The sequence below is a fragment of the Chloroflexus sp. genome, from assembly GCF_034434295.1.
GTDB lineage: Bacteria > Chloroflexota > Chloroflexia > Chloroflexales > Chloroflexaceae > Chloroflexus.
The window spans coordinates 1-18,570 of record NZ_DAOTZQ010000026.1; the positions used below are offsets into that span (position 1 = coordinate 1).

At 55.4% G+C, this 18,570-nt stretch carries 19 protein-coding genes; 10 read left to right on the forward strand and 9 right to left on the reverse strand.

The window, feature by feature from the left end:
• The first annotated feature begins 644 nt into the window (after positions 1-644).
• On the forward strand, positions 645-1,667 hold the full coding sequence (gene arsS, locus VAE57_RS04360) for an arsenosugar biosynthesis radical SAM (seleno)protein ArsS (protein WP_322820680.1): 1,023 nt from the start codon (positions 645-647) through the stop codon (positions 1,665-1,667).
• Positions 1,668-1,711: 44 nt separating this feature from the next.
• Entirely contained in the window at positions 1,712-2,353 is a 642-nt protein-coding gene (locus VAE57_RS04365; protein ID WP_322820681.1) for a TIGR04282 family arsenosugar biosynthesis glycosyltransferase, read from the forward strand.
• Between the two features lie 94 nt (positions 2,354-2,447).
• Here VAE57_RS04365 and VAE57_RS04370 read toward each other — a convergent pair whose 3' ends face one another.
• Positions 2,448-2,912: a GNAT family N-acetyltransferase gene (locus VAE57_RS04370; RefSeq protein WP_322820682.1), complete on the reverse strand. Its 465-nt coding sequence runs from the start codon at positions 2,910-2,912 to the stop codon at positions 2,448-2,450.
• A gap of 316 nt (positions 2,913-3,228) precedes the next feature.
• Here VAE57_RS04370 and VAE57_RS04375 point away from each other — a divergent pair, with 316 nt between their 5' ends.
• From VAE57_RS04375 to VAE57_RS04385, 3 genes are all read left to right on the forward strand, one after another.
• Positions 3,229-4,461, forward strand: a complete 1,233-nt coding sequence (locus VAE57_RS04375) for a multidrug effflux MFS transporter (protein ID WP_322820683.1) — start codon at positions 3,229-3,231, stop codon at positions 4,459-4,461.
• Between the two features lie 564 nt (positions 4,462-5,025).
• Positions 5,026-5,502, forward strand: coding sequence for an SRPBCC family protein (locus VAE57_RS04380; protein WP_322820684.1), 477 nt, complete (start codon positions 5,026-5,028; stop codon positions 5,500-5,502).
• A gap of 97 nt (positions 5,503-5,599) precedes the next feature.
• Positions 5,600-6,421 carry a DUF92 domain-containing protein gene (locus VAE57_RS04385; RefSeq protein ID WP_322820685.1) on the forward strand — a complete coding sequence of 274 codons (822 nt, stop codon included), beginning with the start codon at positions 5,600-5,602 and terminating at the stop codon, positions 6,419-6,421.
• Positions 6,422-6,721: 300 nt separating this feature from the next.
• Here the strand turns inward: VAE57_RS04385 and VAE57_RS04390 are convergent, their stop codons facing one another.
• Entirely contained in the window at positions 6,722-7,249 is a 528-nt protein-coding gene (locus VAE57_RS04390; protein ID WP_012257178.1) for a PspC domain-containing protein, read from the reverse strand.
• A 236-nt stretch (positions 7,250-7,485) separates the two neighbouring features.
• Positions 7,486-8,055 (reverse strand): macro domain-containing protein, encoded by a 570-nt coding sequence (locus VAE57_RS04395; RefSeq protein ID WP_322820686.1) that lies wholly within the window; start codon positions 8,053-8,055, stop codon positions 7,486-7,488.
• A gap of 209 nt (positions 8,056-8,264) precedes the next feature.
• Here VAE57_RS04395 and rsfS point away from each other — a divergent pair, with 209 nt between their 5' ends.
• From rsfS to VAE57_RS04420, 5 genes are all read left to right on the forward strand, one after another.
• Positions 8,265-8,597 carry a ribosome silencing factor gene (rsfS, locus tag VAE57_RS04400; RefSeq protein ID WP_287156726.1) on the forward strand — a complete coding sequence of 111 codons (333 nt, stop codon included), beginning with the start codon at positions 8,265-8,267 and terminating at the stop codon, positions 8,595-8,597.
• An 8-nt stretch (positions 8,598-8,605) separates the two neighbouring features.
• Entirely contained in the window at positions 8,606-8,821 is a 216-nt protein-coding gene (locus VAE57_RS04405) for a hypothetical protein (RefSeq protein WP_012257175.1), read from the forward strand.
• A 124-nt stretch (positions 8,822-8,945) separates the two neighbouring features.
• Positions 8,946-9,647, forward strand: coding sequence for an SDR family NAD(P)-dependent oxidoreductase (locus VAE57_RS04410; protein ID WP_322820687.1), 702 nt, complete (start codon positions 8,946-8,948; stop codon positions 9,645-9,647).
• Positions 9,648-9,742: 95 nt separating this feature from the next.
• Positions 9,743-10,600: a PAS domain-containing protein gene (locus tag VAE57_RS04415; RefSeq protein WP_322820688.1), complete on the forward strand. Its 858-nt coding sequence runs from the start codon at positions 9,743-9,745 to the stop codon at positions 10,598-10,600.
• Between the two features lie 794 nt (positions 10,601-11,394).
• A complete protein-coding gene (locus VAE57_RS04420) occupies positions 11,395-12,348 on the forward strand; it encodes a tyrosine-type recombinase/integrase (RefSeq protein ID WP_322820689.1) in 954 nt (317 codons plus the stop codon).
• Between the two features lie 62 nt (positions 12,349-12,410).
• Here VAE57_RS04420 and VAE57_RS04425 read toward each other — a convergent pair whose 3' ends face one another.
• The 6 genes from VAE57_RS04425 to lepB form a co-directional block, all read right to left on the reverse strand.
• Entirely contained in the window at positions 12,411-13,232 is an 822-nt protein-coding gene (locus tag VAE57_RS04425) for an alpha/beta fold hydrolase (RefSeq protein ID WP_322820690.1), read from the reverse strand.
• A 3-nt stretch (positions 13,233-13,235) separates the two neighbouring features.
• Positions 13,236-14,717 carry a S10 family peptidase gene (locus VAE57_RS04430; RefSeq protein WP_322820691.1) on the reverse strand — a complete coding sequence of 494 codons (1,482 nt, stop codon included), beginning with the start codon at positions 14,715-14,717 and terminating at the stop codon, positions 13,236-13,238.
• Positions 14,714-16,033: a GTPase ObgE gene (obgE, locus tag VAE57_RS04435; protein WP_322820692.1), complete on the reverse strand. Its 1,320-nt coding sequence runs from the start codon at positions 16,031-16,033 to the stop codon at positions 14,714-14,716. The genes VAE57_RS04430 and obgE overlap by 4 nt, the downstream gene beginning before the upstream one ends.
• A 367-nt stretch (positions 16,034-16,400) precedes the next feature.
• On the reverse strand, positions 16,401-16,589 hold the full coding sequence (tatA, locus tag VAE57_RS04440; RefSeq protein ID WP_322820693.1) for a twin-arginine translocase TatA/TatE family subunit: 189 nt from the start codon (positions 16,587-16,589) through the stop codon (positions 16,401-16,403).
• Positions 16,590-16,640: 51 nt separating this feature from the next.
• A complete protein-coding gene (locus VAE57_RS04445; RefSeq protein ID WP_322820694.1) occupies positions 16,641-17,789 on the reverse strand; it encodes a glycosyltransferase family 1 protein in 1,149 nt (382 codons plus the stop codon).
• Between the two features lie 16 nt (positions 17,790-17,805).
• Positions 17,806-18,516, reverse strand: coding sequence for a signal peptidase I (gene lepB, locus VAE57_RS04450; protein WP_322820695.1), 711 nt, complete (start codon positions 18,514-18,516; stop codon positions 17,806-17,808).
• Between the last annotated feature and the right edge of the window lie 54 nt (positions 18,517-18,570).

Consider the following 18,570-nt stretch of genomic DNA (forward strand, 5'->3'; position numbering starts at 1 on the left):
CGGGTAGGTGTGCTCGTGTAGTGATCGGTGTGTGGATGTGTTTCCACAGGTGCGATTTGTGTGTAAGCCTGGAGAAAACTTTTACGTATCGCACAGCAAGAAGATTGTCCTATTCTGGAGTGTAGAACCTATTTCAAAAAACGTCTACGAGAAGGTATCTCGTTCGTTCGTGACCGACTCTATACGATCACACCCGGCATACCCGTGACCAGTAGAGTCAACGGCGTGCCACGCACCGGATTGTGAGCACGGCGGCTGCGGCAGCCATGCTGCCGCACTCCACACTGCGCAACACGTGCATGACGCACGGGCGAGACACTCAATCCAGCGAATGATTACACGAATGAAGCTGCTCTCCCCATACCAACGGCTTGGGAGCAGGATAGGCAGACTTTGGTGATTGGCAAGCGTTCATGCGCCTGGGTGACAGTCTGGGAGTACCTGGGATAACAGTACATGAGACGGATGCCGGTCGGTAGGATTTTCCAAACCCACCTGGTACAGCAGGTGTAAAGAGGGTTTCGGATAGTCGAGATTATCTCTTCCGCACTTTTAGCCACACGGCACAGGCATTGTCAGACGCAAAACACCACTGATACTCCTTGTCTTGCATGGTATACTCTCTAGTACAAGGAGTAGTAAAAATGCCATCAAAACAGTTGATTCAAACGTTGCAACGGCAGGCACATCCATTGGCCAATCCGCTGATCCAGCAACAGGTGCTGGCACAGGTACCGATACCTGCCTTCAATGAGACACTCCTGGCCTACGGTCTGGCCCCTTTACGGGCTGAGTCGCGCATTGACGTATTGCAGATCAATGTGGGACGACGCTGTAATCAGACCTGTCGTCATTGTCACGTTGATGCCGGCCCTGACCGCAAGGAGGTCATGCCGCCGGAGATTGTCGCCGCCTGTCTGGATGTGTTGGCGCACTGGCGGATTCCGACACTCGACATTACCGGTGGTGCGCCGGAGTTGCATCCCGCATTTACCGAGATCGTTCGTCAGGCACGTGCGCTGGGTTGCCATGTGATCGACCGCTGTAATCTGACGATTGCCCAACTGCCAAATTATCGCTATCTGCCCCGATTTTTTGCCGAACATCGGGTCGAGATCATTGCGTCGTTGCTGACCACCGATCCGGAGTCGACCGATGGTCAACGTGGTGAGGGGGTCTTTGCGCAATCGCTGGCGACGTTGCGCGAACTCAATGCGTTGGGCTACGGTATTGAGGGTAGCGGGTTGGTGCTGAACCTGATTGCAAATCCCACCGGCCCTTATCTGCCGGAAGCGCAGGAAACCCTCGAACAACGCTGGCGGCAAGAGCTGGCTACCCGTTATGGCATAGTCTTCAATCGCCTGTATACGCTCACCAATATGCCGATCAGCCGCTATCTGGCTCACTTGCAGGCCAATGGCGAGCTGGAATCATATATGCACCTGCTCGTTCAGGCGTTCAACCCGGCAACAGTGAATGGCGTGATGTGTCGCACCATGCTCTCGGTCGGTTGGGATGGGCGACTCTACGACTGTGATTTCAATCAGATGCTCGATCTCGCGCTGCCGCAGACCATTCGCGATGTGACCATCGCCGATCTGGCCGGACGCGAGATTCGCACCGCAGCACATTGTTACGCATGTACCGCAGCCGCCGGCTCCACCTGAACAGGCGCTATCGGCACGCCGTGAGCGTGCATCCAGCGCTCGTGATGATGGCTCGTCGCCCTGAGCCGGGACGGGTCAAGACCCGTTTGTGCCCGCCTTTGACCCCAGAGCAGGCAGCTACGCTGTATGAAGCGTTTCTTTATGATTTGACGGCGTTATTGCGGAGTGTACGCGGGGTACAGCCGATCATTGCGTATGCACCGGTAACCGCCGCCGATTACTTTGCCAGCCTTGCCCCTGACTTTGCTCATCGGCCACAGGTTGGCGCTGATTTGGGTGAACGGCTGGCCACCGTCACCAATGCGCTCCTGAGCGAAGGGGCACCGGCAGTGGTCGTGATCGGGAGCGATAGTCCTGATTTGCCGGTGGCCTTCATCGAACAGGCAATTGCTGAATTAACGCAAGGGGCCGATCTTGTGCTAGGGCCGGCCAGCGATGGCGGTTACTATCTGGTTGGGTTGCGCCGACCGATGCCAACCCTCTTCACCGGCGTCACCATGAGTACGCCAACCGTACTGCGTGATACGCTGGCCATTGCCGAACAACTGCGGCTACAGACCTCACTCCTGCCCCTTTGGTATGACATCGACACCTTTACTGATCTACACCGCTTGATCGCCAGTTCAGCCTCTCTGACCCACACCCGGCCACTATTGGAGCACGTGCTGGCACAGGCTGGAGGATGACGTGGTGGCAGATATATCCATCATTCCCCCACAAAACACACACTGCACACAAAGGTAGGCGCATGTTTCACGAGACATGAAGGTTGCCCCGGTTTCAATCCACTTCCGCAAGCGCAAAGCGGAGCCGGGGTACCGGTCGGTTCCATTCCGAGATAGTCTCCCCGATCACGGTACATCCCATGTAGCGATAGAAGCCGACGGCATGTGGATCAGCGTCCAACTCGATCTGCGCAATTCCATGCGCACGGCATTGGGCAACGGCATGGGTAAAGAGTATTCGCCCCACGCCCTGGCCGATCCAGGACGGGATCACCCAAAGGTCTTCGAGTATGGCCGGTGAGCTATCGACAATCAACCGATACCAGCCAATCGGCTGCCCCTGCTGATGAGCAGCAAAGACCAGATCGTGATCAATCGCCGCTGGGGTGATGATTGGCGAGGCGGCCCATTGGTTGATGAGATGGTCGGGATAGCCCCAATATCGCTTGGCAGCAACAGCAATTTGCTTGAGCAACGCTGCGTCACGCGGTTGAGCGCGTACAATGATTATTGTTGACATAGTTACTCCGGCTGAGGGGGAAAATCTGCTTTACGTGTAACACTCTACCATACTCAGATGCAAGCACGCAGGCCGTGCCTGTGACCGGTGGGTGCGAAAGCCTTACTTCTGCACGCCGAACTCTGCGACACGTGGCGCTGCAACCTGCTACCAGCGTGGACGAAGGCAATGCCCTCGCCGCCGATAATCCCAGAAACACTATCCTGCATCCGGCGCAAAACTCTTTGACAAAGCGAAGATTGTCTTGTCAAGATTGCGCAAAGAGGGCATAATACGACGAAAACCCATCGCGTAGCATAAAGGAATTGGACACGTCATGTCACCGTCAAAACTCACACACGGCCCGCAAACAGGTGAATTTATCGCCATGATGGCTCTCATGACCGCGCTGGTCGCTATGTCGATTGATCTGATGTTACCTGCCCTGGCCGATATTGGTGCCGATCTCAGCTCCCCACACGAGAACGCCAACCAGCTTGTCGTCACGATGGTCTTTCTCGGCCTGGCGATTGGTCAGCTTCTCTACGGCCCGCTGTCGGACAGCATCGGGCGGAAACCGGCGATTTACCTGGGATACGCCATATTTGGTGTTGGCTCGTTACTGGCCATCTTTGCCATCAATTTTCCCATGATGCTGATCGGGCGTCTGCTTCAGGGGTTGGGTGTGGCCGGGCCACGTGGGGTCTCAATGGCGCTCATGCGGGATCGCTTTGCCGGGCGAGCAATGGCACGGGTAATGTCATTTATCATGGTTGTCTTCATCGTGGTGCCTATCATCGCGCCGGCTATCGGCCAGGCCATCCTGTTTGTGGCTGCCTGGCGCATCATCTTCGTCATATTGTTGGTGCTGGGGATTGTATCACTGATCTGGTTTGCGCTTCGTCAGCCGGAGACACTTCCATCCGAGCGCAGAGTGCCGTTGTCGGTGCACCGAATGATTGGTGCGCTCCGCGAAGTACTGGCAAACGCCACCACACTCGGCTACACCCTCATGGCCGGAGCAGTGTCAGCCATTCTTCAGGCGTATCTCAATTCGTCACAGCAGATTTTTCAACAGCAATACGGTTTAGGCGTACTGTTTCCATTGTTTTTTGCCATCAATGCGCTGGCGATTGGTCTCGCTTCATTCGTGAATGGCCGCCTCGTCATGCGCTACGGCATGCGTCCGCTGGTAAAAGTTGCGCTGTTTGCGTTGTGCAGCATAGCCCTGCTCTTTGTTGGGATAGCTCTGCTCACCGCCGGGCAACCGCCGCTATGGATGTTGATGGCGTACCTGATCCCGTGTTTCTTCTGTCTAGGCATTCTCTTCGGCAACATGAACGCACTGGCGATGGAACCGCTCGGCCATATTGCCGGTGTAGGTTCGGCAGTGGTTGGCTCGCTTTCCACCTTCGTCGCTATTCCGCTCGGTGCGGTTATTGGGCAGGCGTACAACGGCACAGTGACTCCTCTGGCAATGGGTTTCGCAGTTCTGGCCTTGAGTGCGCTGCTCTTGATGTATTGGGCCAATCGCGATCAACCTGAGCCGGTGGTTGTTAGCGAAGAGTAGCACCTATTTCATAAAAGCTGTGCTGTCGTGCATCCAGACTGTCGCATAGACGCATGAATGCTTACCAATCACTAAGGACAGCATATCCTGCTTCCAGTCTGTCAGTGCGGCAGGAGAAGGCAATCCATTAAGCGAGTGATGGCACTGGAGATGGTCGTCAACCATGCTCCTGTCATACCGGCAGTCTGGGAGTATGTGCGTGACGAGCACATCCAGCATCTCTGTGACCAGCAGGGTGGACGGTGTAACACGCGCCTACTCGTGAGCACGGCTGGCGCGGCGGCCATGCTGCCGCACGCCAAACGACGCGCCACGATCCGCTCCTCGGCTCACGTCCCGTCTATGCACCACGTATCGTCATACCAGACAGCGGTGCGCTGCCGTGACCGGCGGCGAAACCGTTGCGCCCCGCACCTGATCGCCAGCACGGCTGGCGTGGCAGTATGGCTGCCGCACTTAAAACGACGTGCCTCGTTGTATTTTCATTAATAAAGCTATTGACATGTCTGTGCAAGGATGCTATTATGACTTTGCAAAACATTGACAGTACAGAGGCAGGAGAGCATGATGATTAAAGTAGGACGGCGCTGCCATATAGAGGGAGTAACGCCAGAGCAGGTATTCACAACTCTTTCCGATCCGGCACTGATCAGCCAGATTTTGCCTCGTGTACAGAAGACAGAGCTGTTTGATCGTGATGATGTTGCACGGCGTGCCCGTTTAGTCACCTATATGTCAATGGGTGGCTTGTTCGGCACGATCCGCTGTGAAGGTGATCTGACCTGGCAAGACAACCGCGAAATCGTCTTCACTGTGCGCACGCCGCTACCGGTCGAGACACGCTGGGTGCTAAGCCAGGCGGTCAATGGTACCGAGCTACAGGTTGTTATGGGAATTGACCTGACACCGCTTCTAGGCATGATGGCGTCGTTTGTACCGGAGAAGACCGTCGCCGATATGCTAGGTGCCGATCTTGAGACAGCACTGCGTGGCGTTGCCCGCCAGACTCGTCAGACATTAGCAGCTCGCGCCGCAGCCTAATCAATCCTGTCCCTGTCTCTGGTATAATCGCAGAGCACCACGCAATTGGTGCTCTGCGTTCTTTTTTGCCGCTCCGGCGAGTGCGTCGGGGGAGACTATGATTGACGTTGTGCAGATCGGGTTGGGATTTGTGCTCAGCATTGTGATCGGCGGTATTGCCTTTGCCCGTCGTTCACTAAGCGAAAGTGGCTGGTTGGGTGCTATATTAGTCGGGACATTGACGTTTGGTTTTGGTGGTTGGGCCTGGGGAATTACCCTGATCGTCTTTTTCGTCAGCAGTAGTCTACTCTCTCACTACAAAGAATCCCTTAAAGAACGGCGAGCAGCAGAAAAGTTTGCCAAGGGCGGCAGGCGTGATTTCTTTCAGACGATTGCCAATGGTGGGTTAGGTGCACTTTGCGCAGTTGCGTATGCCTTGAACGACCAGCCGGCGGTGTTACTGGCAGCGTTCGTTGGATTAATGGCAACGGTGACTGCCGATACCTGGGCGACCGAAGTGGGCGTACTCAGCCCGCACGAACCACGGCTGATTACGACGCGCCAGCCCGTACCACCGGGAACATCCGGCGGTGTTACCCTGATGGGTACCTCGGCGGCTGCCGCAGGTGGGCTATTGATTGGCATCACCATGTTTCTGCTAAGCAGTATCGGTGGTACGCCACCGTGGTGGATGATTCTGGCCGGCGTCCTTGGTGGTCTGGGTGGCGCATTGATCGATAGCCTGCTCGGTGCTACCGTACAGGCCATCTACGTCTATCCTGATGGGCGCGAGACTGAACGTCGAGTGGCCCGCGATGGTACTCCCAATCGCTTTTTGCGTGGCTGGCGCTGGATGGATAACGACCTGGTAAACCTGATCAGCTCAATTAGTGGCGCCCTGATCGCGGTTGTGATTGCGGCAATGATGGGGGGACTTTGACCGGCCGGTGACAGTGGGGTTGGCAAAGGATGTTTCACTACCGCTATACCATTCGCCGATACCACAACAGCGGTCGGTCAGGGCAAGAGAGAATAACGGTCGGGCCAATGATCTGGCTCTACCTGTAAAGGGGCGACACATACGTCATCTTACCCTTGCCGAACCCTGAACGTGGCGTGGTACGGATTGAGGTGGTGAACGCAGGGGATGCCACTGTAGGGGCGCATGACCGTGCGCCCCTACCCTGGACTTCTACGATAGTGTTCATTCCCTGTTTCTGGCTGATGTGACCGGTTTCATTTAGCGTCCACGTCGTAACAGCACCAGGCCGGCCCCAATCAACAGCACGGGGAATAGTAGTGAGAGATTTACCCCCAATTGCTCAAGCAGAATGATACCGCCCACACCGATCAGAATCATGCCGAGTAAACTCCAGTTACGACGACGCGACGGTGTCGTGGTCAGTTGTACTGTCTCACTGGTTGCCGGGCCGCCGATAGGCTGACCGGTAAGTGGATCGAAGCGATATGAGGGATCGGGCGCATATCCGACCCGTGCCTGCCCACTCACCTGACTCTGGCTGACAAAGGCTTCCTGCGGAGCGAAATTTGCCTCGCTACCTGTCGAGGAGAAGGGGGTCGGCGGATTCTCTCTTGGCATAATCAGCCACAGCACCAGATAGATCGGCAGGCTAATGCCATTGATGAAAAAGATCAGCACGAAGATTAAGCGCACAATGACCGGATCAACGGCGAAGTAGCGGGCCAGACCACCACACACACCGCCAATCATGCGATCTGTTCTGCTCCGGGTAAGTCGTGTCTGCATATATCGGCTCCTTCCAGCCAGGGCCAAAGAGTTGTGCCCACGTATTCTGCGAATTTGACGAAAGTTTTACCAAATAGTTGCAACCACGCCTGCTCGCTGTCACGAGATCGTATGCAGATAGCGACTCATCGCCATAGGAAACAGGCTCATGCCTGGTATCAACACACTCGTACAGGCACAACCCTGTTGTGGGCACGGCTGGTGAAGAGCAGAGGTTTTCTTCAGCACCTCATCAGTTACCCACCGTTCAGACTCCGTTCAGATTGTATTTGAGTGAACACGTCACGATACACCGGGAACGTATCGCGCCACAGCACCATCCGCACCAGACCAGGTGTCTGATGGGTGTGCAGATCATCGATGAGAGTCTGTAGTACCAGCGGTGCGGCGCGAGAGACCGGAAAACCGTAGATACCGGTGGCAATACTGGGAAAAGCGATACTGTGCAGACCATATTGACGGGCCAGCGCCAGGCTTGCGCGATAGGCGCTTATGAGCAGCCGGTCGGCTTCTGACGGTGCATAGTGGTTGAAAATAGGCCCAACCGCGTGAATGATATAGCGTACCGGTAGGGCAAAACCGGGTGTAATGCGAGCTTCGCCGGTTGGACAGGGAGCAACAGCATCACACGCCCGTTGTAGTTCAGCAGCTCCGGCAGCGCGAAAGATTGCACCGCAGACACCACCACCCTGCTGCAACTGTTCGTTAGCGGCATTGACAATCGCATCAACCTGTTGGCTCACAATATCGCCTTCGACCACCTCAAGACACGCCTGCCCAATACGTAATGATAGCGGTTCGTTCATCACCCATACTCCTCTCTGAACAGCCAGTTCTGCCGCATACCACATCAGGTACCGACAGAACTGCGAATACGGCAACAACATCCCTGCCCGTCTATCGTAGATTAGCCGTAGCAATCCTGCTATAATAGTTTTACAAGGTGCGTCAATTGTGATAGGATTCAGGATGATACAATAATACACTACAGGAGGAAAGAACCATCGAGACCGGAATGATTGCCCGCCGCATCGTCGAGCTGGTAGAAGACAAGCAGGCGCACGACATTGTCCTGCTGGACATCCGCTCGCAGACAACCATTGCCGACTACTTCATTATCTGTACCGCCGACAATGATCGGCAGATGCGAGCGATCATCGACCACATCGACGAGAAGATTTCAACCGAGCACGGGTTAAACCCGCGCTTTGAAGGGAGCGCCGATACCGGCTGGGTTGTGCTCGACTACCGCGACATTGTGGTGCACATCTTCAGCCAAAGCCAGCGTGAGTACTACCGGTTAGAACGCCTTTGGAGCAAAGCAATGCCGGTAGTCGTTGTGCAGTGAGGAAGCATATGGGCAAGGAGACTGCGCGGCGCAAAGCAGCGTCGCGACGCAAACGGTTCGTTCTGTTCGCCAGTGGCGCAGCGTTGGGCAGCGCGTTGGGCCTGATTGTTGGTTCAGTGCTGACATTCTGGATCGGCGAAGGCGCAGCGCGAGCGATTCAACGTGGTTTGCGCCGACTGGGAGGCGATGACGGACGACCGCATTTCGACCTGCTGATGCAGTAGTCAATACCAAAACGGGTAACGATGGGGTTGCCTGCGAGGAGTGCTCTCCGTTTGTCTGAGCATAGAGGCGACTCTGGCGTAGGTGTGCGCCAGAGTTGTTCATATATCTACGAGAGGAAGAGCCATGGATCTGGCAGGAAAGGTTGCGATTATCACCGGCGGCACGGGGGGATTAGGAGTTGCGGTTGTTGAACGTTTGTCAAATGCCGGCGCTACGGTTGTCGTCCCCTTCGTGAAAGAGGATGCTTTTCGGGCGCTTGCCGAACGTATGCCGGCAGTAATCGGTATACCGCTCGATCTCACCGATGAATCGGCAACCCAGGCTGCCTATCGCACGATTGCAACGACGCATGGTGGGATCGACATCTTGATCAACGCTGCTGGCGGCTTCGCCGGTGGCGAGCCGGTGCATCAGACGCCATGGGCGCTCTGGCAGGCGCAGCTTGATATAAATCTGAAGACGGCGGTGATTTCGTGTGCAGCTGCCATTCCCTACCTGATTGCCCGCGGCGGCGGGGCAATTGTGAATGTCAGCAGCCGGACTGCGACTCAGGCCGGTGCCAATCTGGCGGCCTATGCGGCGGCCAAGCGGGCGGTGCTGCAACTGACCGAAGCACTGGCGGCCGAATTACGCCCGCACGATATTACTGTCAACGCTGTATTGCCAAGTGTGATTGATACGCCGGCGAACCGCTCGGCAATGCCGAAAGCCGATTTTGGGGCCTGGGTGAAACCAGAAGAAATTGCTGCCGTCATTCACTTTCTCGTCAGCCCGGCAGCACGGATCATCAGCGGTGCCGCGATTCCGGTGTATGGGAGGGCGTAAGAGAGTTGACAACAGAGTCATCTTTCCCCTACAATCACCCGTAGCCCCGCCGCTTAGTGACCATGCTGTCAGCTCGATGTGGAAAGAGGTCAGTCATGGCACTTGATCCCCAACACCTGCTTCAGGAACTCAATGATCTGCGTCACCGTTATGCAATGCTGGTCCGGGCATTACGATTGATGATCTACGATTACGATGTGGTTAGTAGTGAGATTGTCTGGAGTGGCGAGACCGAGCATGTTTGCGGGCGGACATTGAGTGAATTGAGTGGTGGTATCGCGCAGTGGGCAGAATTGATCCATCCAGAAGATCGCGAGCGGGCGGTTGCATTACTAGGGGAAGCTGAAGCTCGCTTGAGCGAATATGATATTGAGTATCGCTTTCTCCACAAAGATGGTTCGTATGTCTGGATTCTGGATCGTGGCTATTTTCTCGCCGGCCCGGATGGGAAAGCGGTACGAATGGTCGGTATGATGCAGAATATCAGGGAGATCAAGGCCATCGAGTTCGAGCGCTTGCAGATGCAGGCAGAGATTATTGACGCGCAGGAGCGGGCCTTACGTGAATTAAGTACTCCGCTGGTGCCAATCAGTGATCGGGCCGTGGCTTTACCCCTGATCGGTACTATTGATCAGCGCCGGGCTAACCTGATTATCGAAACGTTGCTGGAAGGGGTGTCGGCACGCGGGGCTGAAATCGTGATTGTTGATATTACAGGGGTTGCGACGGTTGATACCTTTGTCGCCGATGCCTTGATTCGAGCGGCGCGAGCTGTGCGCTTACTTGGGACGCAGGTAGTATTGACAGGAATCAGTCCTGAAGTAGCGCAGACACGGGTTAGTCTTGGTGCCGATCTACGTATCTTTGAGACACGGGCTACGCTTCAAGACGGTATTGCACTGGCGATGAATGGAAGGCAACATTTTAGAGCTGGTGGACGAATGACGCGGTAATCGGGTAAGCCAGTCGTGTAGTTGTCGCACTTGTGGGGCAATGCAGTGGTACGCCTGGCAACTTGCTCCTTGCCGTCAGGCGGGCGGAAACTCTGTCTAAGAACATGCAAGCCCCTGCGGGGCTATCCACGAGCACACCCGGTCATACGGGCTGACGCCCTAGTTGACAACGTGCAAGCCTCTGCGGGGCTATGCAGTAGCACGCCCGGCCCCCACTTCTCGCCGTCAGGCCAGCCCCGGTGGGGCTTCCAGGAATCGAGGTAGGGTTGTAACCCGTCGCCTTATTGAACTCGTCGGTGCAGCATCCCACCAACCCACCGAACGCCCGGCAACTTGTCCTTTCTTAACTAATCAGGCAATGTTAACACCTGATCAGGCTCTATTTTCCCAACAATTTTGTGCTGCCGGGTGATCCGGTTTTCTGTTGGTTTTCATGACGATAATGGTTTTGCCTTAAAGCAAAAAATATTCATTTTTAGAACTAGCATGAGGTCAAAGCATTTGCTATAATGCAATCAATACCGAACACAATGAAGCTGTTCACGGTGTTATGCTGCTGAGGATTGCATCTTCGGCATTCGGCAGGCATCACTCAGTGATGATGCATTCACTGTTTCCATATTCGGGAGTAACCCATCTGCCATTGTGAGATAGGGTCGTGATAGATAATTGCAGCGCAGAGTCAATCTGACAGGAGTGTCATTGCTTACGGCGCTGACCGGTGCGCTGTGAGCTACTTGCTGTGTAGATCCTGAAGAGAATATCTTCATCACAGCAGGAGAGAGGAGAGTCGTATGTCTGATGCGAACAGAGCCGGTTCACAGCATGCGCGCACCATTATCAGCGAACTCGAACACTTTTTGCACGATTTGAAGTGCGATGATGGATTGAGCGACAATACCATCACCTCGTACCGGTGTGATCTGCGGACAGCCGGACTTGCTCTATGCCAGGAGCTGAGTGCTATCACGACGGCTGATATTCAGCAGTTCCTGGAGAGGCGTCAGGAGCAACCGGGCACGACGAACCGACGAATCGCCAGTCTGGGTCGGTTTTTTCGCTGGGCATTAGAGCGTGGCTACGTGACGCACAATCCGGTTGAACAGATTGATGGGCGTTTGCCTACCGAACATCGACCGCAACCGATTACCAACGAGGCTGAGCTACGCGCACTCGATCAGGCAATTGCTGCGGCACCACAGCCCTATCGCCTTATCTTTACAATGCTCCGTGAAATTGGCATCCGTACAGACGAGGTTTTGAACCTGAACGTCGGTGACGTGATACTTGAACCTGGACGTGAAATGCTTCTGGTTCAGGACAGTAAGAGTGGCAGCAAGCGGATGATTGTCTTGACCCCTGACGCGATGCCGCGCTCGCTGCGCGGATTGCGGTTGTGGGTGCGTGATATGGAAGATGCTGCTCCGGAGACACCGTTGTTCCGTTCCTCCCGCGGAACGCGGGTGTCGTATGATACGCTGCACCGCCGCTGGGTGGCCGTGTGCAAAGCTGCCCGTCTGATCGATATTGTTGATGGCCGCGAGCAACCCCGCTATACCTTGCACCATCTGCGTCACACTGCTGCCGCAGAACTGATCACATTCTACCCGGAACAGGTTGTGCGACGTATCCTCGGCCACCGCGATCCGCGTTCGACCCGCCGTTACAGTGAGCTGGTTCGGAATCGTTCTCATACCGCCGAACGACCGGTTAGCCTCCAGGTGCCATCACGGCGTGAGGCGATGTAGCGCCCCGACTGCGCCCGGTGATCGTTCGGATTGATACGGCGGCGTTCAGGCGCCGCCATTTGTTATTTCAAAAACTGCCGTAAGGCCTGGAAGGTTGACTCGTACCCTGGCCCACGCAGCATGTTGTGGTTGGTACCTGGAATCGTTGTCATCTGGACAAGATCGGCTGGCGCGGTAGCACGTAACTCGTCCTGGATCGCCGGTGGAATGATGGTGTAGGTAGGCTCGGCCAGGAGGATTAATACCGGTATCTGCACCCGGGCAATGCGGGGTACCAGTGTCCAATCGTCAGGTATGAGGAAGAGACCGGCTACCTGTTCGTACCTGCATTCGGCCAATGCCTGGGCTTTCCAGTAGTAATCACAGGGATGCCAGTCGGGATTCAACTCGCGTAAACGTGGGAGAGTCTCGGCGGGTGGTTGACCGACGCCAATGGTAAACTGGGGCAACAGTGAGGGTGCGACGGCTGCTTCCTGCCGAACGAGTGGATCGAGCAAGACAGCTCGCCTGATTGCGGTGCGGGCCGGGTGCTGTCCACTGATGAGAGCCAGTGTGGTTGCCCCACCCCACGAGTGGCCTACCATTGCCAGATCGGTGATCGCGAGGGCATGGATCAGGTCGCCGACAATCCCGGCGATAGTGTCCATATCGTGAGCAGGGCTGAGATCACTCTGGCCGTGACCGGGTAAATCGACAGCAATAACCCGCCAGCCGTCGGCAGCCAGGTCAGCGCCTAATCGCCAGAGAGTGACTGCGCTGCTAGTAATGCCATGACACAACAGAACGACCGGTCCGTCAGCAGGCCATTCCAGAAAGCTGGCTCGCCCATGAGTGAGCTGGATCGCCTTACGTTGCGCTGTGATGTGACATGGTTCGCCTTGCATGACTCACCTTTCTCCAATGCTTACAAAGTCAGAGAGGACGGCTTTTAACGCGGCGAGTGACGGTTCGTGGATGTACATCATATGACCAGCAGAATAGAAACTCTCGCTGATCTGGCTGCGCAATGCTGGATCGAGTGCCAGATGGCTCAGCGTATAGCGGGTGGCAAAGTAGGGAGTTGCCAGATCGTAGTATCCACTTGCCACATGTACCCGCAGAGCTGGATTCCGATGCATTGCCCGACGTAAGGTCTCGGCGACATCAACATAGCGGTTCTGATGGTCGTTGAAGCTCCACGGCCAAACCCGCTCGGTGAGGATTTCATAGGGCAGGTCACTGCTAAAGCCCAACCGCTGACGCACGTAGTCGTTTAGAGCTGCCGTGTACGGGCCAAGAATGGCTGCCAGGCTCGGATCGAACTCGACCGTTTCGCCTACTGCGTCACGGTCGCTACCGGTAAACCGGCTATCAAGCCGACCAACTGTGCGTTGCTGATCACGCAATAATTCCTTAACAAACCGATCATCGCGAATGCGTAATCGTGACCGTTCGATGTATTCTCGGCTCAGGCCGGTGTAGCGTGCCAGTTGGGTGATGATGCGCTCGGTGGCGGATGGATCAAGCTGGTCACCTTGTAACAAGGCCAGTGCATAATCGCCAAGCGCAAACGCCTCTGCTGCACGTAAGGTTGTGATCAGGTCGCGTTGTAGCTCTGGTTCGAGACGGCGATGGTAGAAAGCAGTCGCTGTGTAGGCTGGCAGGAAGAGCATGTACGGCAAGTCGTTGCCGTGATCGAACGAGAGGGTCTGAAAATGCAGTACGGCTGAAATCAGCATCAGCCCATTCAGATAGAGGCCGTGTCGCTCTTGTAGATAGCCGGCCAGACCGGCTGCCCGCGTGGTACCGTAACTCTCACCGGCCAGATATTTCGGCGACAGCCAGCGTCCATAGCGGCTCACGTAGAGGCGGATGAAATCGCCGACCGACTCGATATCTTTGCGAAAATCATGGAACTGCTTCGCGGACTCGCCGGTCACCGGGCGGCTATAGCCGGTGCTGACCGGATCGATGAAGACGAGATCACTGACATCGAGCAAAGAGTATTGATTGGGCGTCAGCCGTCCGGGTGGTGGTAAAGGCCAGCCATCCTCTTGCATCAAGACGCGGTGGGGGCCGAGCAAGCCGAGGTGTAGCCACACCGATGACGAACCTGGACCACCATTAAAGGCAAAGGTAATTGGCCGCCGACTCAGGTCGGTGACATCATCACGGGTGTAGGCGACAAAGAAGATACCGGCTCGTGCCTGTTCACCAGTACTGACACCGTCTTTCTCGGCCTCCTCCTTCATAATGATGATGCCGGTAGTCGCGGTGTACCCGATTTCCACCCCGTTAATCGTTACCGAATGACGGGTCTGAACAATCTGATCGGTAGGCGGCGCCGGTGGCGCCGGTGAGGGGGTTGTGAGTTGGTTCGTTGTTGTCATAAGGCATGCTGTCCGCTATCATCCCAAACTAATTCAGCCCGTCCAATCCGTACCAGATCACCGTCCTGCACACCGGCTGCAATCAGGGCTTCGTTAATCCCACTCGCCTCAAGGACGCGTTGAATCCGGTCGAGCGCTTCATCTTGATCGAGATTGCTCATTGCGATCAGGCGTTCAATCTTGATCCCACGCACTCGAAACGCTTCGCCTTCCCGTTCGATGGTGAAGGCATTCTCATCAACCTCTGGCAGAGGCCACTGTAGTGGTGGTTCGTCGGGATCGACCGGATCGCGCTGTGGTGGGGGATCGGCCCGTAGCAGGTCGGCAACTCGGCGCAACAGGGGTTCGATACCCGCACCGGTGGCCGCAGAGATCACGAAGAGGTCTTCAGGCGCCACCGGCAATCGTTCACGTAAGATCGGCAGATTTTCCTGGGCAGCGGGTAGATCGGCTTTATTGAGGGCCACGACCTGCTTGCGTTGGGCAAGTTCAGGCTGATAGAGGCGCAGCTCGGTGTTGATCTGCTCATAATCATCCCAGGGATAACGACCATCGACACCAGCGGCATCGATAATATGGATCAATAACCGGGTACGTTCGACATGGCGCAGAAAATCGTGGCCGAGACCCACGCCAGCATGAGCGCCCTCGATCAAACCGGGAATATCGGCTACCACAAAGCGTTGCAGGCCAACTTCGACAATACCCAGGTTCGGGGTAAGTGTGGTGAAGGGATAGGCGGCAATCTTTGGGCGGGCAGCGCTAATGACCGACAGTAGCGTCGATTTTCCGGCGTTTGGAAAACCGACCAGCCCCACATCGGCCAACATCTTTAGTTCAAGTTCAAGGGTCAACTCCTGTCCCGGTTCGCCCAATTCGGCAAGCCGCGGTGCTTGCCGAGTCGAGGTCGCGAAGTGGATGTTGCCCAACCCGCCACGTCCCCCGCGGGCGGCGAGCAGACGTTGACCGGGGCGGGCCAGATCGACACTGTACGTAACGCCGTCGATAGTTGCCCACACTACTGTGCCCGGTGGTACCGGCACATAGACATCGGTGCCGTTGCGCCCGTGCATTGCATTTTTACCACCGTGTCCCCCGTTTTCAGCAACGAACTTGCGCTGATAGCGAAAATGGAGCAGCGTGTTGTATTCAGGATCGGCGATCAGGTAGACGTGACCGCCACGACCTCCATCACCGCCGTTGGGACCGCCACGCGGAACATATTTTTCACGCCGGAATGTGGCCGCACCGTTGCCACCATTACCGGCACGTACTACAATTGTTGCCTGATCAAAGAAATCGGTTTCAGTTTTCATAGGTGTACCAAAACGGGGTGTCTTTCAGTACCCCAAATTGCGTCTCTTCTCCACCGTTAGCTTTCATTATACGTCCAGATAGTAAGGTATGCAGAGCAGGCATAGCTCTGCCAAAACAATAGCATACGTCAGGGCAGGGCGGAGGGAGTGTGTACCTGCTCAGGTTGGTTAGGGTTAACTTCGCAGGTGCCACAATGTTGGAACTGGTAAATGGGGCATAAAAAGTCCTATGCCTGAAACGAGGTTTTTTACCCTCCTTGCTTCAGGCCAGACGTTTTCAGGTGCGCGAGATAATATCTTCTAACGAAGAGCAAGCTATCTGAAAGAGCAGCAGCACATTTCACCGGTGAAGACTCAATGTGTGAGACTAGGCTTTGGTCTCGCCCTCAGTCTTCGCATCGCTGCGTGGCTCATCATCACCCTTTACCGCTTTGCGGAATTCGCGAATGCTGCTGCCGAGTGCTCCACCCAGACCCGCCAGCTTACCGGCACCAAAGATCGCAATCACAATGATCAAGATGATTAACAGTTCACCCCAGCCAAGACCGCCGAGCATAAGGTACTCCTTCCTTGTCATTGGACCAGCACTATTGGCTATACGCATTCATTATACCCCACCAGAGGGGTGTGTCAACGCTGCCCGGTACGCTTCCAGGGTCTTGATTGCTGTCTGCGTCCAGGAAAATTGTTGAGCACGCTTTAGGCCACGGATACGCAGATCTGCTCGTACATCAGGACTGGTCAGAATACGCTGCATTGCTTCAGCAAGCGCAGTGGTATCGGTCGGTGAAACCATTAACCCCGCATCACCGACTACCTCCGGTAGGCTGGATGTGTTTGAGGTGATGACGGGTGTCCCGCAGGCCATTGCTTCGAGCGGTGGCATTCCGAAGCCTTCATAGATCGACGGAAAGACGAAGACGGTAGCCGCTGCATACCACAGGGGCAATTCCTCTTCGGGAATATAACCAACGAACTTTACCCGGTCACGCAACTGCAATTGTTCGAGACGGGCAAAGATCGGTTCGTACATCCAGCCCTTTCCACCACCAATGAGGAGAGGAACGGTCGGCACATGTCGGCTCAGGAGTGCAAACGCTTCGAGTAGCGTCGTCAGATTCTTGCGCGGTTCAAGGGTTCCGACGTATAAAATAAAGTGCTCCGGCAGACTGCGGCGGACACGGAACTGATCGAGTTGATCTGGATCAGGTGGACGGAAGTGATGGCGCACGGCATTCGGTGTCACGACGACTCGTTCCGGATCAACCCCTAGTAATCCCACCACTTCGCGTTTTGTGTGCTCGGAAACGACGAGAATCCGACTGGCTCGCCGGGTACTGAGCCGGGTCGCGAGATCAAGGTAGATGCGATTGTAGGCCCGAAACGTTTGTGGAAAGCGGATGAAGGCCAGATCGTGGATGGTAATCACTGTTGGCACTGGACTGAGCAACGGTGCCACGTTAAGGCAGCCATGATAGAGGTCTGCTTTGCCGCGCAACATGAGCGGGGCAATGATCTGTTCCCATGGAATCCGGACGCGCGGGTTAATGGTTGGCAAGTGTGACGGTTTGACCACAAAGTTGGCCGGTAAGCCGAGAGCCGCCTGATCGAGGCCGCGCGTGGTGTAGACGGTGTAGCGATTCTCGCGGTCAATTTGGGCCAGGTGGAGTAAGACCTGCTCGATATAGTGAGAAACCCCGGCCCGCCGAAACGAGTGGGTATGCGCAAGCAGATGAGCGTTGATTGCGATATGCATACGATTGAGCGGTTGACTAAGGTACTACCGCAGTACTGGTCTCGTAGCGATGGTGCGGTACTAATCCCCAATCACTAAACGGAAAGTAGATGAGCCATGCCTGACCGACAACCCGATCCAGAGGTAAGGCATCCCACTCTCGCGAGTCGGAACTGTTGCCGCGATTGTCACCCATCACGAAGATACTACCGGCTGGCACCCGAACCGGTCCCTGGGCACATGGATACCCACCCAGACAATAGGTGGACGCACCACGCAAGTACGGTTCATCGAGCGGTTTGTCATTGACAAAGACTTTACCTTCACGAATCTCGATAGTGTCACCCGGCAAACCAATAACCCGTTTGATATAATCTTTACGTACATCGCGTGGATACTCAAAGACGACAATGTCACCGCGTTGGGGAGGGCGAAAAGGATATACAATACGGGGTGGAAGATCGGATTGGCCGGGAAGCAGGCGCAGTGGTGCGTTTAAATCGAAATGAAAATAGATGAGTTTGTTGACCAAAATATATTGACCGGTGTGGAGCGTTGGCTCCATACTTGAGCCTTCAATCTTGAAATTTTGCACAACACCGCGCACGATGAGAAAAACTAGCAGAATGAAGATTGCTGTTTCGAGCAATTCACGAACCACGTACCGCAGAGGGGCGCGAGGTTGACGAACCTGAGCTGTTTCCGGATCATTTGTGAGCGGTTCTGATGATGAAGGACTATTTGTCATAGCATGAACGTGGTCACTCTATGCTACACTAAGAAATAGCACATAAAGCCAAAG